This window comes from Atopobium sp. BS2, from assembly GCF_000565075.1.
Taxonomy (GTDB): domain Bacteria; phylum Actinomycetota; class Coriobacteriia; order Coriobacteriales; family Atopobiaceae; genus Lancefieldella.
The window spans coordinates 146626-165059 of sequence record NZ_JDFG01000012.1 but is presented as its reverse complement, the minus strand read 5'-3'; the positions used below and the strand labels follow the sequence as shown (position 1 = coordinate 165059).

Sequence of the window (18434 nt, the reverse complement as noted above, 5' to 3'; positions counted from 1 at the left end):
GTTAGCTTTGAGGGATGGCATAGATGGATTACTTACAGATTGCCCTTGTAGTCTTAGCCGTAGCTGGTGTTTGGGCTATTGTCGAGGTTGCTCTGACCCTAAGAACAACAAGAAAGTCAATTACTGAGATTACACTCTCAGCTAACAACACTATTGAGCAGATTCAACCTGTTATTTCAAAGATTGATGGCATGGTTGATGAGCTTGATCCAACTATCAAGCAGTTACCTGCACTCATGCAGAAGGTTGATGAGGCTGCAGAGAACGCTAATACCTCTCTTGAGAGCCTCAATGTGGTTCTTGGTGATGTAGCAACCGTTTCTGGCGCTGCTTCCGCAGTAACTGCAACAGTCAGCAAGGCTGCAAGCGATGCGGTGACAGGCGTTGTTGAGTCTGTTTCAAAGCTGGGAACTGGTCTTGGCGGATCTTTGAATCCCTCTAAGCTTGCTGAGGCTGCTCAGGCTCGCCTGAGCGGTGCGACTGCTTCCGCACAACAGAGTGCACAGCGTGCTCAAGAGTATCTTGAGGAGCTTCCTTTGCTTTCTCAGGATAAGACCAAGCATTCCAGACCAGCTCGTTCTGAGCAGTTCTATATTGAGTATGGTTCTGAGTCTTCTCAGAAGACTGAGGAGTAGATTGTTATGGCACAAAAAATTGTTGAGCTTTCCGCTCCCGCAGATCCAACATTTGCTCGCTCCGTCAGAATGATGGCTGCCAATCTTGCCGTTTTGTGCAAGATGAATGTTGATGAGCTTGAAGATGTCAAAATGGCCGCTGAAGAAGGCTTTGTGTTTGCGTGCGGTACTCAGAAGGATTCCGTAGATATTACGTTTACCCTCGAAGACAATACTATGGCTATTGATTTTGACTTGGGTGATGAGGATCCAGTTGAGTCTGAGGCAGATAATTCTCAGCCCTTAGAACTTGTAGAGTTACTACTCTCCGCTATTTGTGATGAGTTTGCGCTTTGTGATGACGGTTATACGCTTCATCTTGTAAAGATTTCTGGCGGTGCACATGCCTAAACCTGAAGCTAACGAGGCAGTACAGGCATCTGCAGAAGAGCAGAAAGCCGCAAGAAGAGCTGCTCGCCGTGCTTCTAAAGGTACCCCGGCCTGGGATAAAGATAGAACACGAAAGCTCTTTGCCCAATATAAAGAAACAAAAGACCCTGAGGTAAGAGACCAGCTTATCGTGAGTCACTTAAACCTCGTGCGCTTTTTGGCCTCCAAGTTTAAAAACCGTGGAGAACCTCTTGATGATTTGATTCAGGTGGGAACCATTGGACTTATCAAGGCAATTGATAGGTTCGAGCCTGATCGTGGTCTTGAATTTACAACATATGCAACGCCAACCATCATGGGAGAAATCAAGCGTCACTTCCGCGATAAAGGCTGGTCAGTACGTGTTCCTCGTCGTTTGCAGGAGCTTTCGTCCAAGATTAATCAGGTCACTGATGATTTGACTAAAGAGCTGCAAAGAAGCCCTTCAATTGAAGAGATCGCCCAGCGCCTTGATACTAACGTTGAAGAAGTTCTTGAGGCTATGGAGTCTTCTAGCGCTTATAGCTCTGTTCCTCTTGAGGGAGGCGGTTCTGGCGCTGATGGCGACGAGACTCCTTCAATCATTGATCAGTATGTGACCGAAGATGAGGATCTTGCTGGTTCTGATGACCGCATTGTTCTTGAAGAGGCCATTAGAGACTTCTCGCCACGAGAGCAAGAGATTATTCGTATGCGTTTTGTTGAAGGTCTTACTCAGGTAGAGATTGCGGAGAAACTTAATATCTCTCAGGTACAGGTTTCAAGGCTGCTTCGTCGCACCTTAAAGCGTATCCAAGAAAAGATTGACCCAGAAAGCGTGAACCGTTAATGGATCAAAAGCATCAAAACTTCTCCGATTCATCTCAAAAATGGAAACAACGTGGCTTAATGGTGTGGACAGTCATTGGTCTGGCCGCATTGTTTGCACTTGCATTGTATGTTCTTGGCATCCTGGGACAGGCTGTTGAGCTGCTCGCCATTGGCGCAATTGTTGCGTTTGTCTGCAGCCCTGTTACCAATTGGCTTGAAGACAGGGGAGTGCCTCGTGGCATTTCCGCTCTTATCGCGCTTGTTCTTACGCTCATTGTGCTGGTAGGATTTTTGATTTTGATTGCGCAGCCATTGGTATTTGAGCTTACTACGCTACTCAGAAATGCCCCTTCGTATGCAAGTCAGATAGGAGCAATGGCAAGGGAGTTTTGGCAGAACTTTGACACTCAAAGTAACCCTGCTGTTAGACAGACAGTAGAACTTGCAATTGAACAGGCATCAAGTATTGGAATATCAGTTGCTTCTGGTATTTTGAGTTGGCTTTCCACATCTGCTTTAGGCAACATCTCTTCTATGGCAAACCAACTCATGGTCTTCTTCTTAGGCCTAGTGCTTGCCTATTGGTTGGCTAAAGATTATCCAGTTATTGTCCGTGAGATGGCTATTATTGCTGGTCCTCAAAAAGAGAATGAGTTCAGACTTATTCTTGCAATCTTAAGTAGATCTACCAGTGGATATATGCGAGGCACTATCATTACCTCTGCGATTAATGGCATTCTTGTGTACTTTGGGTGTCTGATTTTAGGCAACCCTTATGCCGCTCTTATTGGCATGGTTACAGGAATCTTCCATATTATTCCTGTAGTTGGACCGGTTTTCTCGGCAGGTATTGCTCTTATTTTGAGCATCTTGGTAGACCCTGTCATGACCGTATGGACTATCGTTATCTTGATGGTTGCACAAAACGTTGTTGATAACGTGCTTTCACCTTTGGTTATGGCAACGAGCGTTAAAGTTCACCCGGGTCTTTCGCTCGTTGGTATTGTCATTGGCAGCGCTCTTGGCGGAGTAGTTGGAACTATTCTTGCCATACCTTTGACAGCAGCACTGAGGGGCATCTTTGTGTACTTCTTTGAGAAGTATTCAGGCAGACAGATCGTCTCGCCAAATGGCGCGCTTTTTAACTCGACGCAGTATGTAGATGAGTCTGGCGCTATTCTGCCAGAGTATGATGCCCTCGATGACCCAAAGTTCTTTGAGGAGTCGCGTCTTGTTGATCAAGACACTACAGCTCATGTGCGCAGCAAGTCTTCAGCTCCCGCGCCCAAGATTCTTGGACATGATTTTTCTCAGTTACTTTTTAGGAATACTCAAGAAGTTACTAAGGAACCAGATAAACCATCGTCAGATGCGGTAGACTCAGACAGTACAAAAGAGTAGTTATTTGAATACGGAGAAGTACTTTATGGCTGACTATAAAACAATGACAACAGCAGAGATTCGTGATGACTTCCTAAGCTTCTTTGAGAGCAAGGGTTGCAAGCGCTATCCTTCTTCATCTCTGGTGCCTTCTGATCCTTCGCTGCTTCTTGCTAATGCTGGCATGAACCAGTTCAAGGAGTATTACCAGGGCATCAAGACTATGAAGGAGATTGGCGCAACTTCCTGCCAGAAGTGCCTTCGCACTAACGATATTGACAACATTGGTGACTCACGCCACCTCTCATTCTTTGAGATGCTGGGTAACTTCTCCTTTGGTGGTTACACCAAGCGCGATGCATGCACCTGGGCAATGGAGTTTATTTCTTCTCCAGAGCACCTTGGCCTGCCTCTTGATCGCCTGTACTTTACTGTTTTTACTGACGACGATGAGGCAATTGAGATTTGGAAGTCTCTTGGTGTAGCAGAAGATCACATCACCCGTCTGGGCGAGGAAGACAACTTCTGGGCAGCTGGTCCAACTGGTCCTTGTGGTCCTTGCTCTGAGATTTACTTTGACCAGGGTCCTGAGTTTGAGGGAGAGGCTCCTGGAGACGACGGTGACCGTTACCTTGAGTTCTGGAACCTCGTCTTTACTCAGTTTGATCGCCAGGAAGATGGTTCTCTGCCTGAGCTTCCTCATCGCAACATCGATACCGGCATGGGCCTTGAGCGTATCGCAGCTATCATGCAGCATGAAGGCACCAATTACGAGGGTGACATCATGCGTACCCTCATCTCTTTGGGCGAGAAACTCTCTGGTAAAAAGTATCACTCAACTGATGAGATTGACCGCAGCCTGCGTATCCTTGCAGACCACTCTCGTGCAGTTACCTTTATGATTGGTGATGGTATTCTCCCTGGTAACGAGGGTAGAAGCTACATTCTTCGCCGCCTGCTCCGTCGCGCTGTCTACCACGGCCGCTTACTGGGCATTCAGGGCACCTTCATGGCAGAGTACGCACATGAGGTTGCTGTTCTGCTTGGCGCAGAATATCCAGAGCTTGTCGAGAAGAGCGCTCTTATCGACGGTATTCTGACTGCAGAAGAGGAGCGCTTTGGCGCTACGCTCGACGCAGGCGAGTCTAAACTCACTGCAGAGCTTGAGCAGCTTGAGGACGGCGCACAGCTTTACGGTGAGGTTGCATTCCTTCTACACGATACCTACGGATTCCCCATTGATCTTACTCGTGAGATTGCTGCAAATGCAGGTCACGTTGTTGACATGGACGCCTTTGATGCTGCAATGACTGAGCAGCGTGAGCGCGCCCGTAAGTCTGCTAACCGCGATGCCTGGGGTAACGCTCAGAGCATCTGGGTTGCACTCTCTGACCGCCTTGATGAGACCGTCTTTGACGGCTACGACAACAATGAGCTCTCCGGCGTTCGTGTTGTTGCTCTTGTTCAGGATGGACAGGAGGTTGAGTCCGCTTCTGCTGGCTCTGAGGTTGAGGTTGTACTTGACCGTACGCCTTTCTATGCAGAGATGGGCGGTCAGGTTGGAGATACCGGCAAGCTGACAGCTCCTGGTCTCTACGTTCACGTCACTGACACCAAGCACCGCGACGGCGGCCTTGAGTCCCACGTTGGCGTGGTAGAAGAGGGCACCATCTCTGTTGGTGATTCAGTCACCGCAACCATTGATGCCGGCCGTCGTGAGCTCATTCGCCGCAACCACACCGCAACTCACCTACTTGACGCAGCCCTCAAAAAGGTTCTGGGTGACCACGTGAACCAGGCTGGTTCTCTTGTTGCTCCAGATCGTATGCGCTTTGACTTTACGCACTTTGAGGCTCTTACCAAAGATGAGCTTGATCGTATTGAGGGTATGGTCAACGCAGAGATTTTTGCTGCTAAGCCTGTTGTTACTCAGATTATGAGCATTGAGGACGCAAAGGCCGCTGGTGCTGTTGCACTCTTTGGCGAGAAGTACGGTGATGTCGTACGCGTTGTCTCTGCTGGTGCAGAAGACACTCCATTCTCTCGTGAGCTCTGCGGTGGTACTCACGCACGCAACACAGCCGACCTTGGCCTCTTCAAGATTATTTCTGAGAGCTCCGTTGGTTCTAACTCAAGGCGTATTGAGGCTGTAACTTCTATGGGTGCTATCGAGTACGTTGATGAGCGCCTGGCTCAACTTGATGAGGTTGCCGCAGCTCTGAAGGTTCGTCCTTCTGCTGTTGCAGACCGCGTTGAGCAGCTGCAGCAAGATCTTCGCGCTGCAAACCATAAGCTTGAGGCCGCTCTTACCGGAGCAGGCAGCAACCAGGTAGCAGAAGCACTTAAGTCTGCTGTTCAGCTTAATGGCTATAGCTGTGTAATTGCTAAGCTTGAGGGCCTTTCTGGTAAAGAGCTCCGCTCCGCATGGGATGGCATCCGTGATGCATCTGACGGCCAGCCTGTTGCTTGCGTCATTGCATCCGCAACCGCTGACGGTAAGGTTTCCCTGCTTGCAGGTGCCACTGATTCTGCAGTTGCAGCGGGCTTCTCGGCAGGAGACATTGTCAAAGAGATTGCAGAGTTTGTTGGTGGCCGTGGTGGCGGTAAGCCAGCAATGGCGCAGGCAGGTGGCTCAAACGCTGCAGGAATTGATGCTGCGCTTGAGGCTGCAAAAACAAAGCTTGGTGCGTAACGTTTGCGCGTTTTAGCTTTAGATATTGGTGAAGTTCGCATCGGGGTTGCTGTAAGTGACCCCGATGGTGCTATTGCATCACCTGTTTGCGTGCTACCTGCGCAAGAGGTGCTCTCACATGCACGTACGTTTAAAGCTGTGCTTGAAGATTGGGAGCCAGAACTGCTTTTGTGCGGTCGTCCTAAGACGCTCGCCGGCGAAGATGGACCACAGGCCCAAAAAATTACCGCTCAAGCTGAGCAAATTGCGAAGAACTGCCAACTTCCATTAGAATTTACTGACGAAAGACTTTCTTCTGCGGAGGCAAAGAAGATTCTTCGAGCGCAAGGTTTATCTGAAAAAGCCATGCGTGGAAAAGTTGACATGGTTGCTGCTTCGCTCTTTTTGCAATCATGGCTTGATGCACAGATGAATAAGGGAGACTAAATGCCCACCCTATCCAATGGTTCTTCTCCGCGTCGTCAGGGCGCACATTTTTCTTCTCCTGTACCAGAAGGACAGGTTCAGGAAGAGCAGGCTCAGCAGGAACAGATCACACAGCCTTCAGTTGAGGCTACGGGATCGCTACCTGCACTTACCGGTGGCAAGCTTTCTTCAAGAAGCGCTCAAGTCACTCATATGGCAAAGAACAAGCAAGTAAAGCATAGAGATAAGAAGGCTTCAAAGCGTTCTCGTATTTTTGCGGCACTTATCGCTTTTATCATGGTCGCGGCCCTTGGCATCTTTGTATGGAAAGTAGCGCTTCCAGAGCTTTCTCGTGCTAATTCCGATACACAAGAAATTACCGCAGGTCAGCAAGTTACCATTACTATTCCAGATGGTGCTGGTGCGCAGGAAGTCGCAAAGATTCTTTTTGAGAACAAAATTATTGCTACTAAGAGCGAGTTTTTAAACCAGGTAAAGCGTCAGGATGCTGAGCAGAAAATCAAGAGCGGTATCTATGTTATTACCACTGGCACCAAGCCAGCAGACATCGTTCATCTGCTTATTTCTGGCCCTAATGCTCCTGGTAGTGGCTTTGTTGTACCAGAAGGTTATACCGTTTCTCAGGTTGCTGATCTGGTTCAGGACTACTTTGGTATTTCTCGCGATGATTTCTTGAACCAGGCAAAAGCATCCAATTATGTTGCTGACTATCCGTTCCTTGCAGGTGCGGTAGATGCTAATGATTCTCTTGAAGGCTACTTGTTCCCCAAGACCTATACCTTTACAGAAAGCAATGTAACTGCCGATACGGTCATCCGTGCCATGCTTGATCAGTTTGAGACAGAGACGGCTGATCTTAACTTGGACGCTGCTCGCATTACGCTTAATAAGCGTTATAACTTGAATCTTACTAACGAGCAAATCATTATCATGGCATCGATTATTGAGCGAGAAGCACTGACTGATGATGACCGTCCTAAGGTTGCATCTGTCTTCTACAACCGCCTGTACGATGATATGTATCTGCAAAGTGACGCTACTCTTGCTTATTCCCTGGGTAGGGAAGCTACTGCAGAAGAGCTCAGCTCAATGACAAGCGACCCCTATAACACATATGCGTTTAAGGGTTTGACTCCTACACCTATTTGCTCCCCAGGTTATGCCTCTATTAAGGCGGCTATGGATCCAGCAGCAACCAATTATTACTACTTCTGGATTACCTCGGATGAGCACGTCTTCTCAGAGACGTACGACGAGCATCAGCAGGCTATTGAAAACGCACGCGAGCGTGAAGCCGCAAGTAAGCAATAGCTGGTGTGGCATGAGTTTAATTAAAGCAACGCAATACGTTTCTGCTGTTGAATACATCTCAATAGAGGATTTGGTTCAGCAGGGGATTAAGCTTGTGCTCTTAGATCGCGATAATACCTGTGTGCCCCGAGACACCAAGATGGTGCCGCCAGAGGTTTCTGCTTGGTTTGAGAAGGCTCATGCAGCTGGATTAACGCTCTGTCTCATCTCCAATAACATTCACCTCAATGAGGTCCAGCATAGCGCTCACGAGCTGGGAATTGAAGGAGAAGGCTTTGCATGCAAGCCGCTTCCTCGCGCGCTAACTGCTGCTATGAAGCGTTTCTCGGCAACTAAAGAGCAAACCGTGATGGTGGGAGACCAGATTTTTACCGATGTTATTGCAGGTAATTTGGCTGGCGTTTCAACTATTTTGGTAAAGCCGCAGTCCAATGAGGATCTTTGGTACACCAATATCATTCGTCACATCGAGCGCCGCATTTTAAAAAATGTAACTTTTACGTCATAACAAGACGGCTTTAGTTTACTTGCTCCAACTCGATGATAGAATCATCTTGAAAGGCTGGAGGAGTATGGAGCTTCGCGATTCAAGATACGTTGTACATGAGGGCTGTGATCATATCTTTTTTGTAGGCTTTCTGGGCGCCGGAAAGTCTACACTCGCACGTAATTTGGGCGAGCTGTTTCACCGCCGTTATGTTGACACCGATCGCCTAGCAGAGCGTATAGCAGGTAAATCACTGGCAGAAATCTACGAAGATGACGGTGAAGAGCTTTTTAGGCAGGCAGAAACTGAGGTTTTACACACGCTTAAGTCTAAGAAGTCACTGCTCGTAAGCTGCGGCGGTGGAATTGTCGAGAAGGACGTCAATCTTGCGCTTATGCGTGAGATGGGAGTCATCGTGTTTCTCGACGGCGATCTTTCTGACTCGCTTCGCCAAATTCAGCGCACGGATAGGCGTCCCGATCTGGGAAGCTTTGAAAACGCTACTCAGCTCTATAGACGCCTGCGCCCGCGTTATGAGGCCGCTGCTGATATTACTATTGATATTCGTGAGAAAACATTTGAGCAGGTAGCCATTGATTCTGGCAAGCTGCTTTGGGAAAGAGGTCTTCTATGAGTGACAACGTCCAGACTGAACTTGAAGAGGAATTGCCACCTGTTCAGATCAAACAGTGGGTTTCTATTCCTGGTGGCTCTATTGCACTTCGTTCTGGCGCAGGCGTTCTTTCAAACTTTGGTACTGAGCTCAGAACCGCAGTGGGAAGACCTCATCGCTGTGCTTTTCTTGTCAGCAATCAGGCAGATGAAGACCTTGCTGAGCTTCTGCGTAGAGACCTCACCACCATTGGTTTTCTCGTCACACGTGTAGATGTGGAAGATGGCAAGGCAGCAACTACCGTGGCAACTGAGGCACAGGTATTGTCTGCTTTGGCAGAAATGCACCTGACAGCTGATGATTTAGTAGTTGCCGTGGGCCACGAGGGCGTCATTTCTCTTGCTAACCACGTGGCAAACAAGTGGTGTGGGGGAGTTTCCCTTGCTACTGTTCCACTTGATTTAGCAGCAGTTATTGTCTCGTCCATTACTCCTCGAGCACTTGATACTGACGCTGAACATCAGCGCCTTGTTACCACTAAGCCTTGTGCTCGTTTCTGCTTTGCAGATCTTGAGGTTATGGACCTTTGCGATGACAGTGCTAAGGTTGCCCAGGTATGCATGGTTGCAACGGCTATGTCTGATAACGAGGCGGAGTTTGGCCGCATTTGGGATAGAGCAGATAACCTCTCCTCTGGAGTTGCCGATATAGTTGCAGAGCAGCTGGCAGAGTCTACTAAGACCCGTGGCCGTCTCTCTGATTCTTCCGCTATTGCTATTCAGCAGTCTGTTCCTTACGGTTGGGTTTTTGTGGAGGCACTTCGCCCGCTCATCCCAGCTGATCAGCCTCTTTCTGCACTTTATGCAGACGCACTGCGTTTTTCGGCAAGAATTGCAGTAGCTAAAGAGGCACTTTCTTTTGACGATATGCTTGCCCAAGACGAGATTCTTGAGCGCTTGAATATTGGTTTTGTTACGTGTGACATTACTCCCGAGCAGCTCATCGAAGCGCTCAAACAGGAATGTTTCCGTTCTACTAATCGTTTTATGTTGCCGATTCCAATGTCTATTGGAAGGGTAAGATTAGCTTCAGTCGACGAGGAACTTCTCGCCGAGCATGCCCGCGCTTGGTGTGAGGCTCACGCTTCGCATTAAAGCGCCGCATCTTGCAGTAAGGAGCTCCGTTTGCTGATGCGGCTCCACTAGGTGCAACTCTTTGTTGTAAACATCTCGAGAAGGGATTTGAAATGGCAGATTTACAGGCAGCAGCAAAGCGCGTTGCGCGCTTTCGCGAGGTAATGGCTCAGAGGGGTTACGACGCTGTTGTTCTACGTCACAACCCAGACCTTCGTTGGTTGACTGACGCTGAGCGTGTCTTTGACTTTGAGCAGGCACATACTGCATTTATTACGCAGGATGGGCTCTTCATGCACACTGACTCTCGTTACTACAACACATTCCTGGAGCGCCTTGGTGCTGATTCTCCATGGAAGTTTGACCAGGAAGTCGCTACTCCTACCGAGTGGGTTGCCGCTCATATTGCTGAGGCTCGTGCTCGCGTAGTTGCTATTGAGGACACCGTTGATCTTGCGTTCTTTGATGGCCTTGAGCAGGCATTGCGCGATCGTTCTGTTGCTGCTTTGCTTCCACGCATGCATGGTGATATTGCTGAGCTGCGTATTGTTAAAGACCCAGCTGAAATTGAGCTTATGAAGCACGCTCAGTCAATTACTGACAAGGCGTTCCTCCACATCTGCAAGTACATTAAGCCAGGTCTTACTGAGCAGCAGATCCGCGCAGAGCTTGAGAACTACATGCTCTCTAACGGTGCAGATGCCCTGTCCTTTGATTCCATCATTGCTTCTGGTCCTAATGGTGCTAATCCTCATGCACAGCCAGGTGAGCGCGTAGTTCAGACAGGCGACATGATTGTTATGGACTACGGTGCAGGTTACCTGGATTACCACTCAGATATGACCCGTACTGTTGTTGTTGGCGCACCTTCCGAGGAGCAGCAGCACGTCTTTGACGTTGTCCGCAAGGCAAACGAAACTTGCGCGGCAGCTATTCATGCAGGTGTCACTGGTTCTGATATTCATAACCTTGCAGTTAAGGTTATCTCTGAGGCTGGCTACGGTGAGTACTTTGGCCATGGCCTTGGCCACGGTGTTGGCGTTGAGATTCACGAGCGTCCATTCTTCAACCCTCGCTGGAACAAGGTTATTGCAGCAGGTTCTGTTGTTACCGATGAGCCTGGCATTTACCTGCCTGGCAAGTTTGGTATCCGTCTTGAGGACTTTGGCGTTGTTACTGAGGACGGCTACGATGTCTTTACTCAGTCCACACACGACCTTGTGTCTGTTGGCTGCTAACTAGACGCGATATACAGAATTCTTACGGCCAGAAGCTTTGGGTTTCTGGCCGCATTTTTTGTTCACCTTTAGGGCGAGAAGGTCTTCTCGCCCTAAAATTGGCTTATAAAACCTAAAAAATCTAAAAAGAGTTAGGTTAGTGAAGACACGCTTCAGATATATGTAATAAAATCAGAAAAGTAAATGTTATTTTCATTGTTATGTTTACAGTTTCATTTGTTTTATTAGGTGTAAAAGAAGGAGGTAGAAGTGGTTAGTATCGTTCTAGCCAGCCATGGCAAATTTGCCGAGGGCATCAAAGATTCTGGCGGCATGATTTTTGGACCACAGGAAGGCGTTGTAGCTGTAACGCTTACTCCTGATATGGGCCCAGATGACCTGCACCAGAAGATTCTCGAAGCAATTGCCACGCTTGAAGATCAAGAGCACGTTTTGTTCTTGGTTGATTTATGGGGTGGCACCCCCTTTAACCAGATTTCTCGCGTTCTTGAGGAAGAGGGTAAAGAGGATTGGGTTGCTGTTACTGGCCTTAACCTCCCAATGCTTATTGCAGCTTATGGCTCTCGTCTTGGTGTAGATACCGCAGCTGAGGTAGCAAAAGAGATCTACTCTGAAGCTCGTATGGGCGTAAAGATTAAGCCAGAAGAGCTTGAGCCACAAGAGGCAACACCTACTGATGTTCCTGCTGCTCCAGCAGCACCTCAGGGTGCAATTCCTGCGGGTACTGTTATTGGTGATGGCAAGCTTAAGATTGTTCTTGCTCGTATTGATACCCGTCTTCTGCATGGTCAGGTTGCAACTACGTGGACAAAGATGACCAAGCCAGATCGCATTATTGTCTGCTCTGACGGTGTTGCTCAAGATGAGCTCCGCAAGACCATGATTATTCAGGCAGCTCCTCCAGGAGTACATGTCCACGTTGTTCCTATTAAGAAGATTATTGAGATTGCTCACGACACTCGTTTTGGCAATACCAAGGCAATGCTTCTGTTTGAGACTCCTCAAGATATGCTTCGTGCTATTGAGGGTGGCGTAGAAATCAAGGAAGCAAACCTTGGTTCTATGGCTCATTCTGTTGGCAAAGTTGTTGTTACCAACGCAGTTGCTATGGATGAGGACGATGTAAAGACTCTTGAGGCTATCCGCGAGTGCGGTACAACGTTTGATGTTCGTAAGGTTCCTGCAGACAGCGCAGAGAACTTTGAGGCAATGCTTAAAAAAGCTAAGTCTGAGCTTGGCGCCCGTAAGTAACTAGAAGGAGGTAGAAATGACACCTATCACAATACTGCTTGTCGTAATTGTTGCTCTTCTCGCTGGCATGGAAGGTATTCTTGACCAGTGGGAGTTCCACCAGCCCCTGGTTGCTTGCTCACTGATTGGCCTTGTGACTGGTCACCCTGCTGAGGGAATTATCCTCGGCGGTTCTCTTCAGATGATTGCTCTTGGTTGGGCAAACATCGGAGCTGCAGTTGCACCAGACGCAGCTTTGGCATCTGTCGCATCTGCAATCATTATGGTTTTGGCACTTAACGGCGGAGACACTGACACCACCGCTGCTATTAACACCTCTATTGCACTTGCAATTCCTTTGTCCGTAGCAGGCCTGTTCCTCACCATGATTGCTCGTACTATTGCAACTGGTATTGTCCACGCAATGGACGCAGCTGCCGAGAAGGGCGATTTTGCTGCAATCGAGCGTTGGCACATTGTAGCTATCCTCATGCAGGGCGCACGTATTGCTGTTCCTGCAGCTGCTCTTTGCTTCATTGACCCAGCTATTGTCACTGATGCTCTAAACGCAATGCCTAAGTGGCTCACTGGCGGTATGGCAGTTGGCGGCGGCATGGTTGCTGCTGTTGGTTACGCAATGGTCATTAACATGATGGCTACTCGTGAGGTTTGGCCGTTCTTTGCTCTTGGCTTTGTCTTTGCTGCTATTAACCAGCTCACTCTTATTGCTCTTGGTGTTATTGGTGTTTGCCTTGCTATTCTCTACATTGGTCTTAAAGACCTTGCTAAGCAGGGTGGCGGCGCAGGTGGCGGATCTGGTGATCCGCTCGGCGATATTATTGACAACTACTAATTCTGAAGGAGCGTGAAACTAATGGAGAATAAGATTCAGCTTTCTAAGAAAGACCGCATGTCTGTTGCTCTTCGTCATCAGTTCCTTCAGGGTTCTTGGAACTATGAGCGTATGCAGAACGGTGGTTGGGCATTCTCAATGATTCCAGCCATCAAAAAGCTTTATCCAAACAAAGAAGATCAGGTAGCAGCTCTTAAGCGCCACCTTGAGTTCTACAACACTCACCCTTATGTTTCTGCACCAGTCATGGGCGTTACCCTTGCACTGGAAGAGGGACGTGCTAACGGTGAGCCTATTGACGATGTTGCAATTCAGGGCGTTAAGGTAGGCATGATGGGCCCTCTGGCCGGTGTTGGTGACCCAGTCTTCTGGTTTACTGTCCGTCCAATTCTTGGAGCACTCGGCGCATCTATTGCCGCTGGTGGTTCTGCACTTGGCCCTATTCTCTTCTTTGTTCTGTGGAACGTCATCCGCCTTTCCTTCCTGTGGTACACCCAGGAGTTTGGCTACAAGGCAGGTGCCTCAATCTCTTCCGATCTTTCTGGCGGCATGCTGGGCAAGATTACCGAGGGTGCTTCTATTCTTGGTATGTTTATCATTGGCGCCCTGGTACAGCGCTGGGTTTCAATTTCATTTACCCCAGTTGTTTCTACCATTCCTCAGCAGGCAGGTGCCTACATTGATTGGACAAGCATTCCTTCAGGAGTAGAGGGAATGCACCAGGCATTAAAGCTTTACGCTGCACTTGGACCAAACGGTCTTGATCCAGTGAAGGTAACCACACTTCAGTCCAACCTTGATTCCCTTGTTCCTGGACTGGCAGCTGTTGGTCTGACACTGCTCTGCTGCTCACTGCTTAAGAAGAAGGTCTCTCCAATTGCTATCATCCTGGCTCTCTTTGCCGTTGGTATTATTGGTCGACTCCTTGGCTTTATGTAATGAGTAAGCGTACGCTCTAGTACTTAAAGTCGCACGAATATGGGTCGCGCTCTATAATGGGTGCGACCCATTTTTTGAAAGGATTGTATGGCTCAGTCTCAAAACAGTACGGTTGACTTCACCGCAAAGGCAACGTCATTTCATGGGCTAGCTACGTATGGCGATATCCTTATTGGCAACAAGGCCTTTGAGTTCTACAACCAAAAAAATCCCGAAGATTACATTCAGATTCCCTGGGATCAGATAGATCATGTGGCTGCCTCAGTTATGGGACGCACCAAAAGCATTTCTCGCTTTGCCATTTTTACTAAAAGCAATGGTAATTATTCGTTTTCTACGCGAGACAACAAGGCAACACTGAGGGCAATTCGCGCCTATATAGGGGAGGAGAAACTCGTGCGTTCTCCAAACTTCTGGTTTGTTTTTAAGCACGGACTTATGGCAATTCCACAGCTTCCTCGCCTTATTAAAGAGAGTTTTATTAAAAAGAAGTAAGCAAATTTTGCATTTTCACAAGAGCCGCCAGCACGGAAGGCGTGAAACTGATAAAATCCAACATGCATATACGTGTCGCGGGTAGTTTGAAAATTCACGTTCTTCTCGCGACTTTACCGAGTGAAAAGAGTTAGACGTGGCAACTATCAGCACCGCAGATTTTAAGAACGGCCTTGGCCTTAAGATTAACGATAAGTACTACACCATCGTTGAGTTCCAGCACGTAAAGCCAGGTAAGGGCGGCGCTTTTGTCCGCTATAAGATTCGTGACCTTCGCTCTGGCCGCGTTATCGATCAGACCTGCAACGCTGGCACCAAGTTTGAGAACGTTCTTCTGCTCACCAAAGAGATGCAGTACCTCTACAACGACGGTGAGTCCTTCTACTTCATGGACAATGAGACATACGATCAGGTAGCTGTTCCTGCTGATTTCATTGGCGAGAAGAGCGTCTGGTTCAAGGAGAACGATAACGCACAGCTTCTCTATGCAGACACTGAGCTTCTTGGCGTTGAGCCTCCAATGTTTATTGAGGCAGAGATCACTGAGACCGATCCAGGTTTCAAGGGTGACACCGTTCAGGGTGGTACTAAGCCAGCAACTATTGAGACCGGTGCAACTCTTCAGGTCCCAATGTATCTGAACCAGGGTGAGCGCATTAAGGTTGACACCCGCGACGGCAAGTTTGTTTCTCGCGTTTAATGCATTCTCTTTGGGTGCATTGGCATCCAACAGTATTGAGTAATTATTTCAAAGACAGTTTGTCTTTTTAGGGGGTAGACATGGCTGAAACAGAGCTTCGTATAGCAGGCATCGGCATCTCAAAAGATGTAATTTCAACGGTTGTCTCCGGCGCAGCTGGAAGTGTTGAAGGTGTTGCCTCCGTTGGCGGAAACGATACCCTGGCATCCAACCTTATTAACGTCTTTACCAGCAGAAGCCTTGCTCCAGAGAAGGCTGTAGAGGCAGGTGTAGAGAACGGTCAGCTCCACCTTGGAGTACACCTTACCGTTTTCTATGGCTATCCTTTCACAAAGCTTGCATCTGAGGTAAGGCTTGCTGTTGCAACTGCTGTAAATGAGCAGATTGGCGTCAGCATTGCTTCCGTTGATGTTTACATTGACAGCCTTGTTTTTCCTAAGGAGTAGGCTTGAGCGTTAAGTTTTTTGGACGTACCCGCGCCCGTAGCCAAGCACTACAGCTTTTATTCCAGGCTGAAGCCACTAATCGCAGCGTTCTTGAGGTCCTCGACGGAGACTACACGCTCTCCGAGGGACCTCTTGACGAGTATGCGCAGTCACTGGCAGTAGGAGCAGATGGCATTAGAGATGATCTTGATGACATCATTGCTGCTTACTCAAAAGACTGGGCAATTGATCGCATGCCTTCCGTAGACCGCAATCTCCTAAGAATTTCTCTTTACGAGATTCTTGAGGTTCCTGAGGTTGATGTAGCTGTTGCTATTAACGAGGTAGTTGACCTTGCTCGCGCTTACTGTGGCGATGATTCACCTCGCTTTATTAACGGCGTTCTTGGTCGTATTGTTGATGACATTGAGGCTGGAGAAGACATTTATTCTCTGTGCCATAAGCAGTCTGCTGAGCAAGACGTTTCTGAAGAAGAGCCAGAGAGCTCTGTGGAAGATGCAGAGTAGTCATGGCAAAAATCGATACGTCTGAATATCAGAGCTTTGGCCAGATAACCGCAAGACTTGATTCAATTGTTGATCAAGTTCGCGATAAAAACGTCTCGCTGGAGCATTCTCTTGACCTCTTTGATGAGGCAATTGCTCTAGGCTCAAAGGCTGTCAACATGGTTGACACCACAGAGTTTACGCCGGAAGAGGAAGAGCGTCTGATTCAGGCCCAGGCAGCAGGGGACGCAGCTGACGCAAGCGGCGCAGCGGCTGCCACTGATGAGCAGGCTTCTTCTGAGCAGGTTGAGGCTTCAGCTGCATATGAAACGTCGTCTGATGACGCGGTTTCAGAAAGCGATGAGCACTAGTGGCTCAACGCATTTCTCGCCAAAGGCTCGATAAAGAGCTGGTTAGGCAAGGATTTTTCAAGGACACTCAAGCTGCATTACGCGCAATTCTTGCGGGTGATGTTTCTACAAGCGACAGAAGATTAACTTCAGCGGGAGAGCTTGTTCCTGAGGGATTGTTTCTGCACGTAAAAGGTGCTATTCCATACGTGAGCCGAGGTGGACTTAAGCTCGAGCGTGCCTTTGAAGTTTTTGATTTTACGGTTCAAAATAAAAAATGTCTAGATATTGGCTGTTCAACTGGCGGTTTTACCGATTGCCTGCTTCAACATGGAGCTGCTTCGGTTACCTCGGTTGATGTTGGCTATGCGCAGTTTGATTGGTCGCTCAGAAACGACAGCAGGGTTGAACTGCTCGAACGTACAAATATTACGTCCCTGCCAGAAATGGGCTACTCGCACGTTTTTGATGTTGCTGTATGTGACGTATCGTTTACGTCAATCTTGTCAATTCTTCCTTCTGTTTTAGATGTTCTAGCTCCTGAAGGAGCCTTTGTTACACTGGTCAAACCACAGTTTGAAGCTAAGAGGGAAGAAGTGGGTGAGGGCGGTATTGTGACTGATGCCTCCGTGCGCCTGCAAACGCTGCAAAAGGTTTCCGATGCGTTTAAGGAAGCTCATATGGGTCCTTTGGGCGCGTGTGAAAGTCCTATTCACGGTGCTAAGGGCAACGTGGAATATTTACTGTTTGGACAGCTTGAGGCAGGTTCGCATGATTTGGATCTTGCTTCAGTGGTATCGAGTCATTCTGTAGAAATAGTGAAATAGAACGAATGTTCTATTTTGTAGTATTGTTTGTATTTTTTTAGGTATACTAAGTACATCGAATCAGACGCTTTAACTGTTTCAGTTGTGCAATCAAGCAAAATCGGGAGAGTGGTTTGCGTGAAGGTACTTCTTGTTCCAAATTATTCAAGAGAAGTTGCTGTTTCTGGTGCACGTGAACTTGAAGAATGGCTCTTTGAGCAGGGCTGTGATGTTCAATGGGCACACGATAAAAAGCTATTCCCGGATAAAGTTGTAGATTGTTCTGATTGCCAGCTTGTTATTTCTCTTGGTGGAGACGGAACGCTTCTGAGGGCCGCCAAAATTGTTGAGTATTCAGAAATTCCAATTTTGGGTATCTCTTATGGTCACCTTGGCTTTTTAACTAGTGCAACTCCTCATCAAATGATTGAGATGGTAGCTGATGCTCTTGCTGGAGAGCTTCACGTATCTAGAAGAGCAACACTTGCAATAGAAACAGAGTATGAGCTTCCATCTGGAGAAACTTACGTCGAGAAGACCTTCTCGCTCAATGATTTTGCAGTTTCCAGAGGTGGAGCAGGCGATATGGTTGAGTTTACAGTTTCTGTATCAGGCAACCATATTGATAAGCTTCGCGGTGATGGTTTTGTTGTTAGTACAGCAACTGGATCCACCGGCTATGCTCTTGCTGCTGGTGGCCCTATTGTTACACCAGAGTTCTCGGGAATGGTTTGCGTGCCAATCGCACCACATACTATTTTGGCTCGTGCATTCCTTACCTCTCCTTCTGATGTGGTTGAAATTACCATGTCAAAAGATAGGCCGGCGACATGTCACTTCTTCTCTGATGGGCAAAACATTAAGCATCCAGAAGAGGGTGTGGCTACCAAAGCTCGTATTAGCCGTGGACCAGGAGATATCATTCTGCTTGATAGAAGTGCTGATAGTTTCTATCGTTCAGTTTCTCGTGTATTTTACGGTAAAACTGGTCAGTAAG

21 protein-coding genes are annotated in these 18434 nt (G+C 48.0%); all 21 read left to right on the top strand.

The window, feature by feature from the left end; translation table 11 throughout:
• Positions 1-23 precede the first annotated feature (23 nt).
• The 21 genes from HMPREF1492_RS01610 (at position 24) to HMPREF1492_RS01510 (ending at position 18433) form a co-directional block, all read left to right on the top strand.
• The gene (locus HMPREF1492_RS01610) at positions 24-635 is read left to right on the top strand and encodes a DUF948 domain-containing protein (RefSeq protein ID WP_035435213.1); all 612 of its coding nucleotides are present in this window, start codon (positions 24-26) and stop codon (positions 633-635) included.
• A 6-nt stretch (positions 636-641) separates the two neighbouring features.
• Positions 642-1025 carry a serine/threonine protein kinase gene (locus HMPREF1492_RS01605; protein ID WP_035435211.1) on the top strand — a complete coding sequence of 128 codons (384 nt, stop codon included), beginning with the start codon at positions 642-644 and terminating at the stop codon, positions 1023-1025.
• Complete coding sequence (locus HMPREF1492_RS01600; protein ID WP_035431837.1) at positions 1018-1872, top strand: SigB/SigF/SigG family RNA polymerase sigma factor; 855 nt, start codon at positions 1018-1020, stop codon at positions 1870-1872. Before HMPREF1492_RS01605 ends, HMPREF1492_RS01600 begins: the two co-directional genes overlap by 8 nt.
• Positions 1872-3254 (top strand): AI-2E family transporter, encoded by a 1383-nt coding sequence (locus tag HMPREF1492_RS01595; RefSeq protein ID WP_035435208.1) that lies wholly within the window; start codon positions 1872-1874, stop codon positions 3252-3254. The genes HMPREF1492_RS01600 and HMPREF1492_RS01595 overlap by 1 nt, the downstream gene beginning before the upstream one ends.
• 25 nt (positions 3255-3279) lie before the next feature.
• Positions 3280-5925, top strand: a complete 2646-nt coding sequence (gene alaS, locus HMPREF1492_RS01590; RefSeq protein WP_035435207.1) for an alanine--tRNA ligase — start codon at positions 3280-3282, stop codon at positions 5923-5925.
• 3 nt (positions 5926-5928) lie between these two features.
• Entirely contained in the window at positions 5929-6351 is a 423-nt protein-coding gene (gene ruvX, locus HMPREF1492_RS01585) for a Holliday junction resolvase RuvX (RefSeq protein WP_035431832.1), read from the top strand.
• Positions 6352-7662, top strand: a complete 1311-nt coding sequence (mltG, locus tag HMPREF1492_RS01580; protein ID WP_035435203.1) for an endolytic transglycosylase MltG — start codon at positions 6352-6354, stop codon at positions 7660-7662.
• 10 nt (positions 7663-7672) lie between these two features.
• The gene (locus HMPREF1492_RS01575) at positions 7673-8170 is read left to right on the top strand and encodes a YqeG family HAD IIIA-type phosphatase (RefSeq protein ID WP_035435199.1); all 498 of its coding nucleotides are present in this window, start codon (positions 7673-7675) and stop codon (positions 8168-8170) included.
• A gap of 64 nt (positions 8171-8234) precedes the next feature.
• Positions 8235-8783: a shikimate kinase gene (locus tag HMPREF1492_RS01570; RefSeq protein ID WP_035431826.1), complete on the top strand. Its 549-nt coding sequence runs from the start codon at positions 8235-8237 to the stop codon at positions 8781-8783.
• Positions 8780-9916: a 3-dehydroquinate synthase gene (locus tag HMPREF1492_RS01565; protein ID WP_035435197.1), complete on the top strand. Its 1137-nt coding sequence runs from the start codon at positions 8780-8782 to the stop codon at positions 9914-9916. Before HMPREF1492_RS01570 ends, HMPREF1492_RS01565 begins: the two co-directional genes overlap by 4 nt.
• 92 nt (positions 9917-10008) lie before the next feature.
• Positions 10009-11133, top strand: coding sequence for a M24 family metallopeptidase (locus tag HMPREF1492_RS01560; RefSeq protein ID WP_035431822.1), 1125 nt, complete (start codon positions 10009-10011; stop codon positions 11131-11133).
• 249 nt (positions 11134-11382) lie between these two features.
• Entirely contained in the window at positions 11383-12384 is a 1002-nt protein-coding gene (locus tag HMPREF1492_RS01555; protein ID WP_035435195.1) for a PTS sugar transporter subunit IIB, read from the top strand.
• A gap of 16 nt (positions 12385-12400) precedes the next feature.
• Positions 12401-13216: a PTS mannose/fructose/sorbose transporter subunit IIC gene (locus HMPREF1492_RS01550; protein ID WP_035435192.1), complete on the top strand. Its 816-nt coding sequence runs from the start codon at positions 12401-12403 to the stop codon at positions 13214-13216.
• 21 nt (positions 13217-13237) lie between these two features.
• Positions 13238-14155 (top strand): PTS system mannose/fructose/sorbose family transporter subunit IID, encoded by a 918-nt coding sequence (locus tag HMPREF1492_RS01545; protein ID WP_035435190.1) that lies wholly within the window; start codon positions 13238-13240, stop codon positions 14153-14155.
• An 87-nt stretch (positions 14156-14242) separates the two neighbouring features.
• Positions 14243-14650 (top strand): DUF956 family protein, encoded by a 408-nt coding sequence (locus HMPREF1492_RS01540; RefSeq protein ID WP_035431818.1) that lies wholly within the window; start codon positions 14243-14245, stop codon positions 14648-14650.
• Between the two features lie 136 nt (positions 14651-14786).
• Positions 14787-15350, top strand: a complete 564-nt coding sequence (efp, locus tag HMPREF1492_RS01535; RefSeq protein WP_012808557.1) for an elongation factor P — start codon at positions 14787-14789, stop codon at positions 15348-15350.
• Positions 15351-15430: 80 nt separating this feature from the next.
• Positions 15431-15796, top strand: a complete 366-nt coding sequence (locus HMPREF1492_RS01530; protein WP_035428027.1) for an Asp23/Gls24 family envelope stress response protein — start codon at positions 15431-15433, stop codon at positions 15794-15796.
• Between the two features lie 2 nt (positions 15797-15798).
• The gene (nusB, locus tag HMPREF1492_RS01525) at positions 15799-16302 is read left to right on the top strand and encodes a transcription antitermination factor NusB (RefSeq protein ID WP_035428029.1); all 504 of its coding nucleotides are present in this window, start codon (positions 15799-15801) and stop codon (positions 16300-16302) included.
• 2 nt (positions 16303-16304) lie between these two features.
• Positions 16305-16652: an exodeoxyribonuclease VII small subunit gene (locus tag HMPREF1492_RS01520; protein WP_035435188.1), complete on the top strand. Its 348-nt coding sequence runs from the start codon at positions 16305-16307 to the stop codon at positions 16650-16652.
• Entirely contained in the window at positions 16652-17458 is an 807-nt protein-coding gene (locus HMPREF1492_RS01515) for a TlyA family RNA methyltransferase (protein WP_035435186.1), read from the top strand. Before HMPREF1492_RS01520 ends, HMPREF1492_RS01515 begins: the two co-directional genes overlap by 1 nt.
• A gap of 117 nt (positions 17459-17575) precedes the next feature.
• The gene (locus HMPREF1492_RS01510) at positions 17576-18433 is read left to right on the top strand and encodes an NAD(+)/NADH kinase (RefSeq protein WP_035431814.1); all 858 of its coding nucleotides are present in this window, start codon (positions 17576-17578) and stop codon (positions 18431-18433) included.
• Position 18434: the final 1 nt, after the last annotated feature.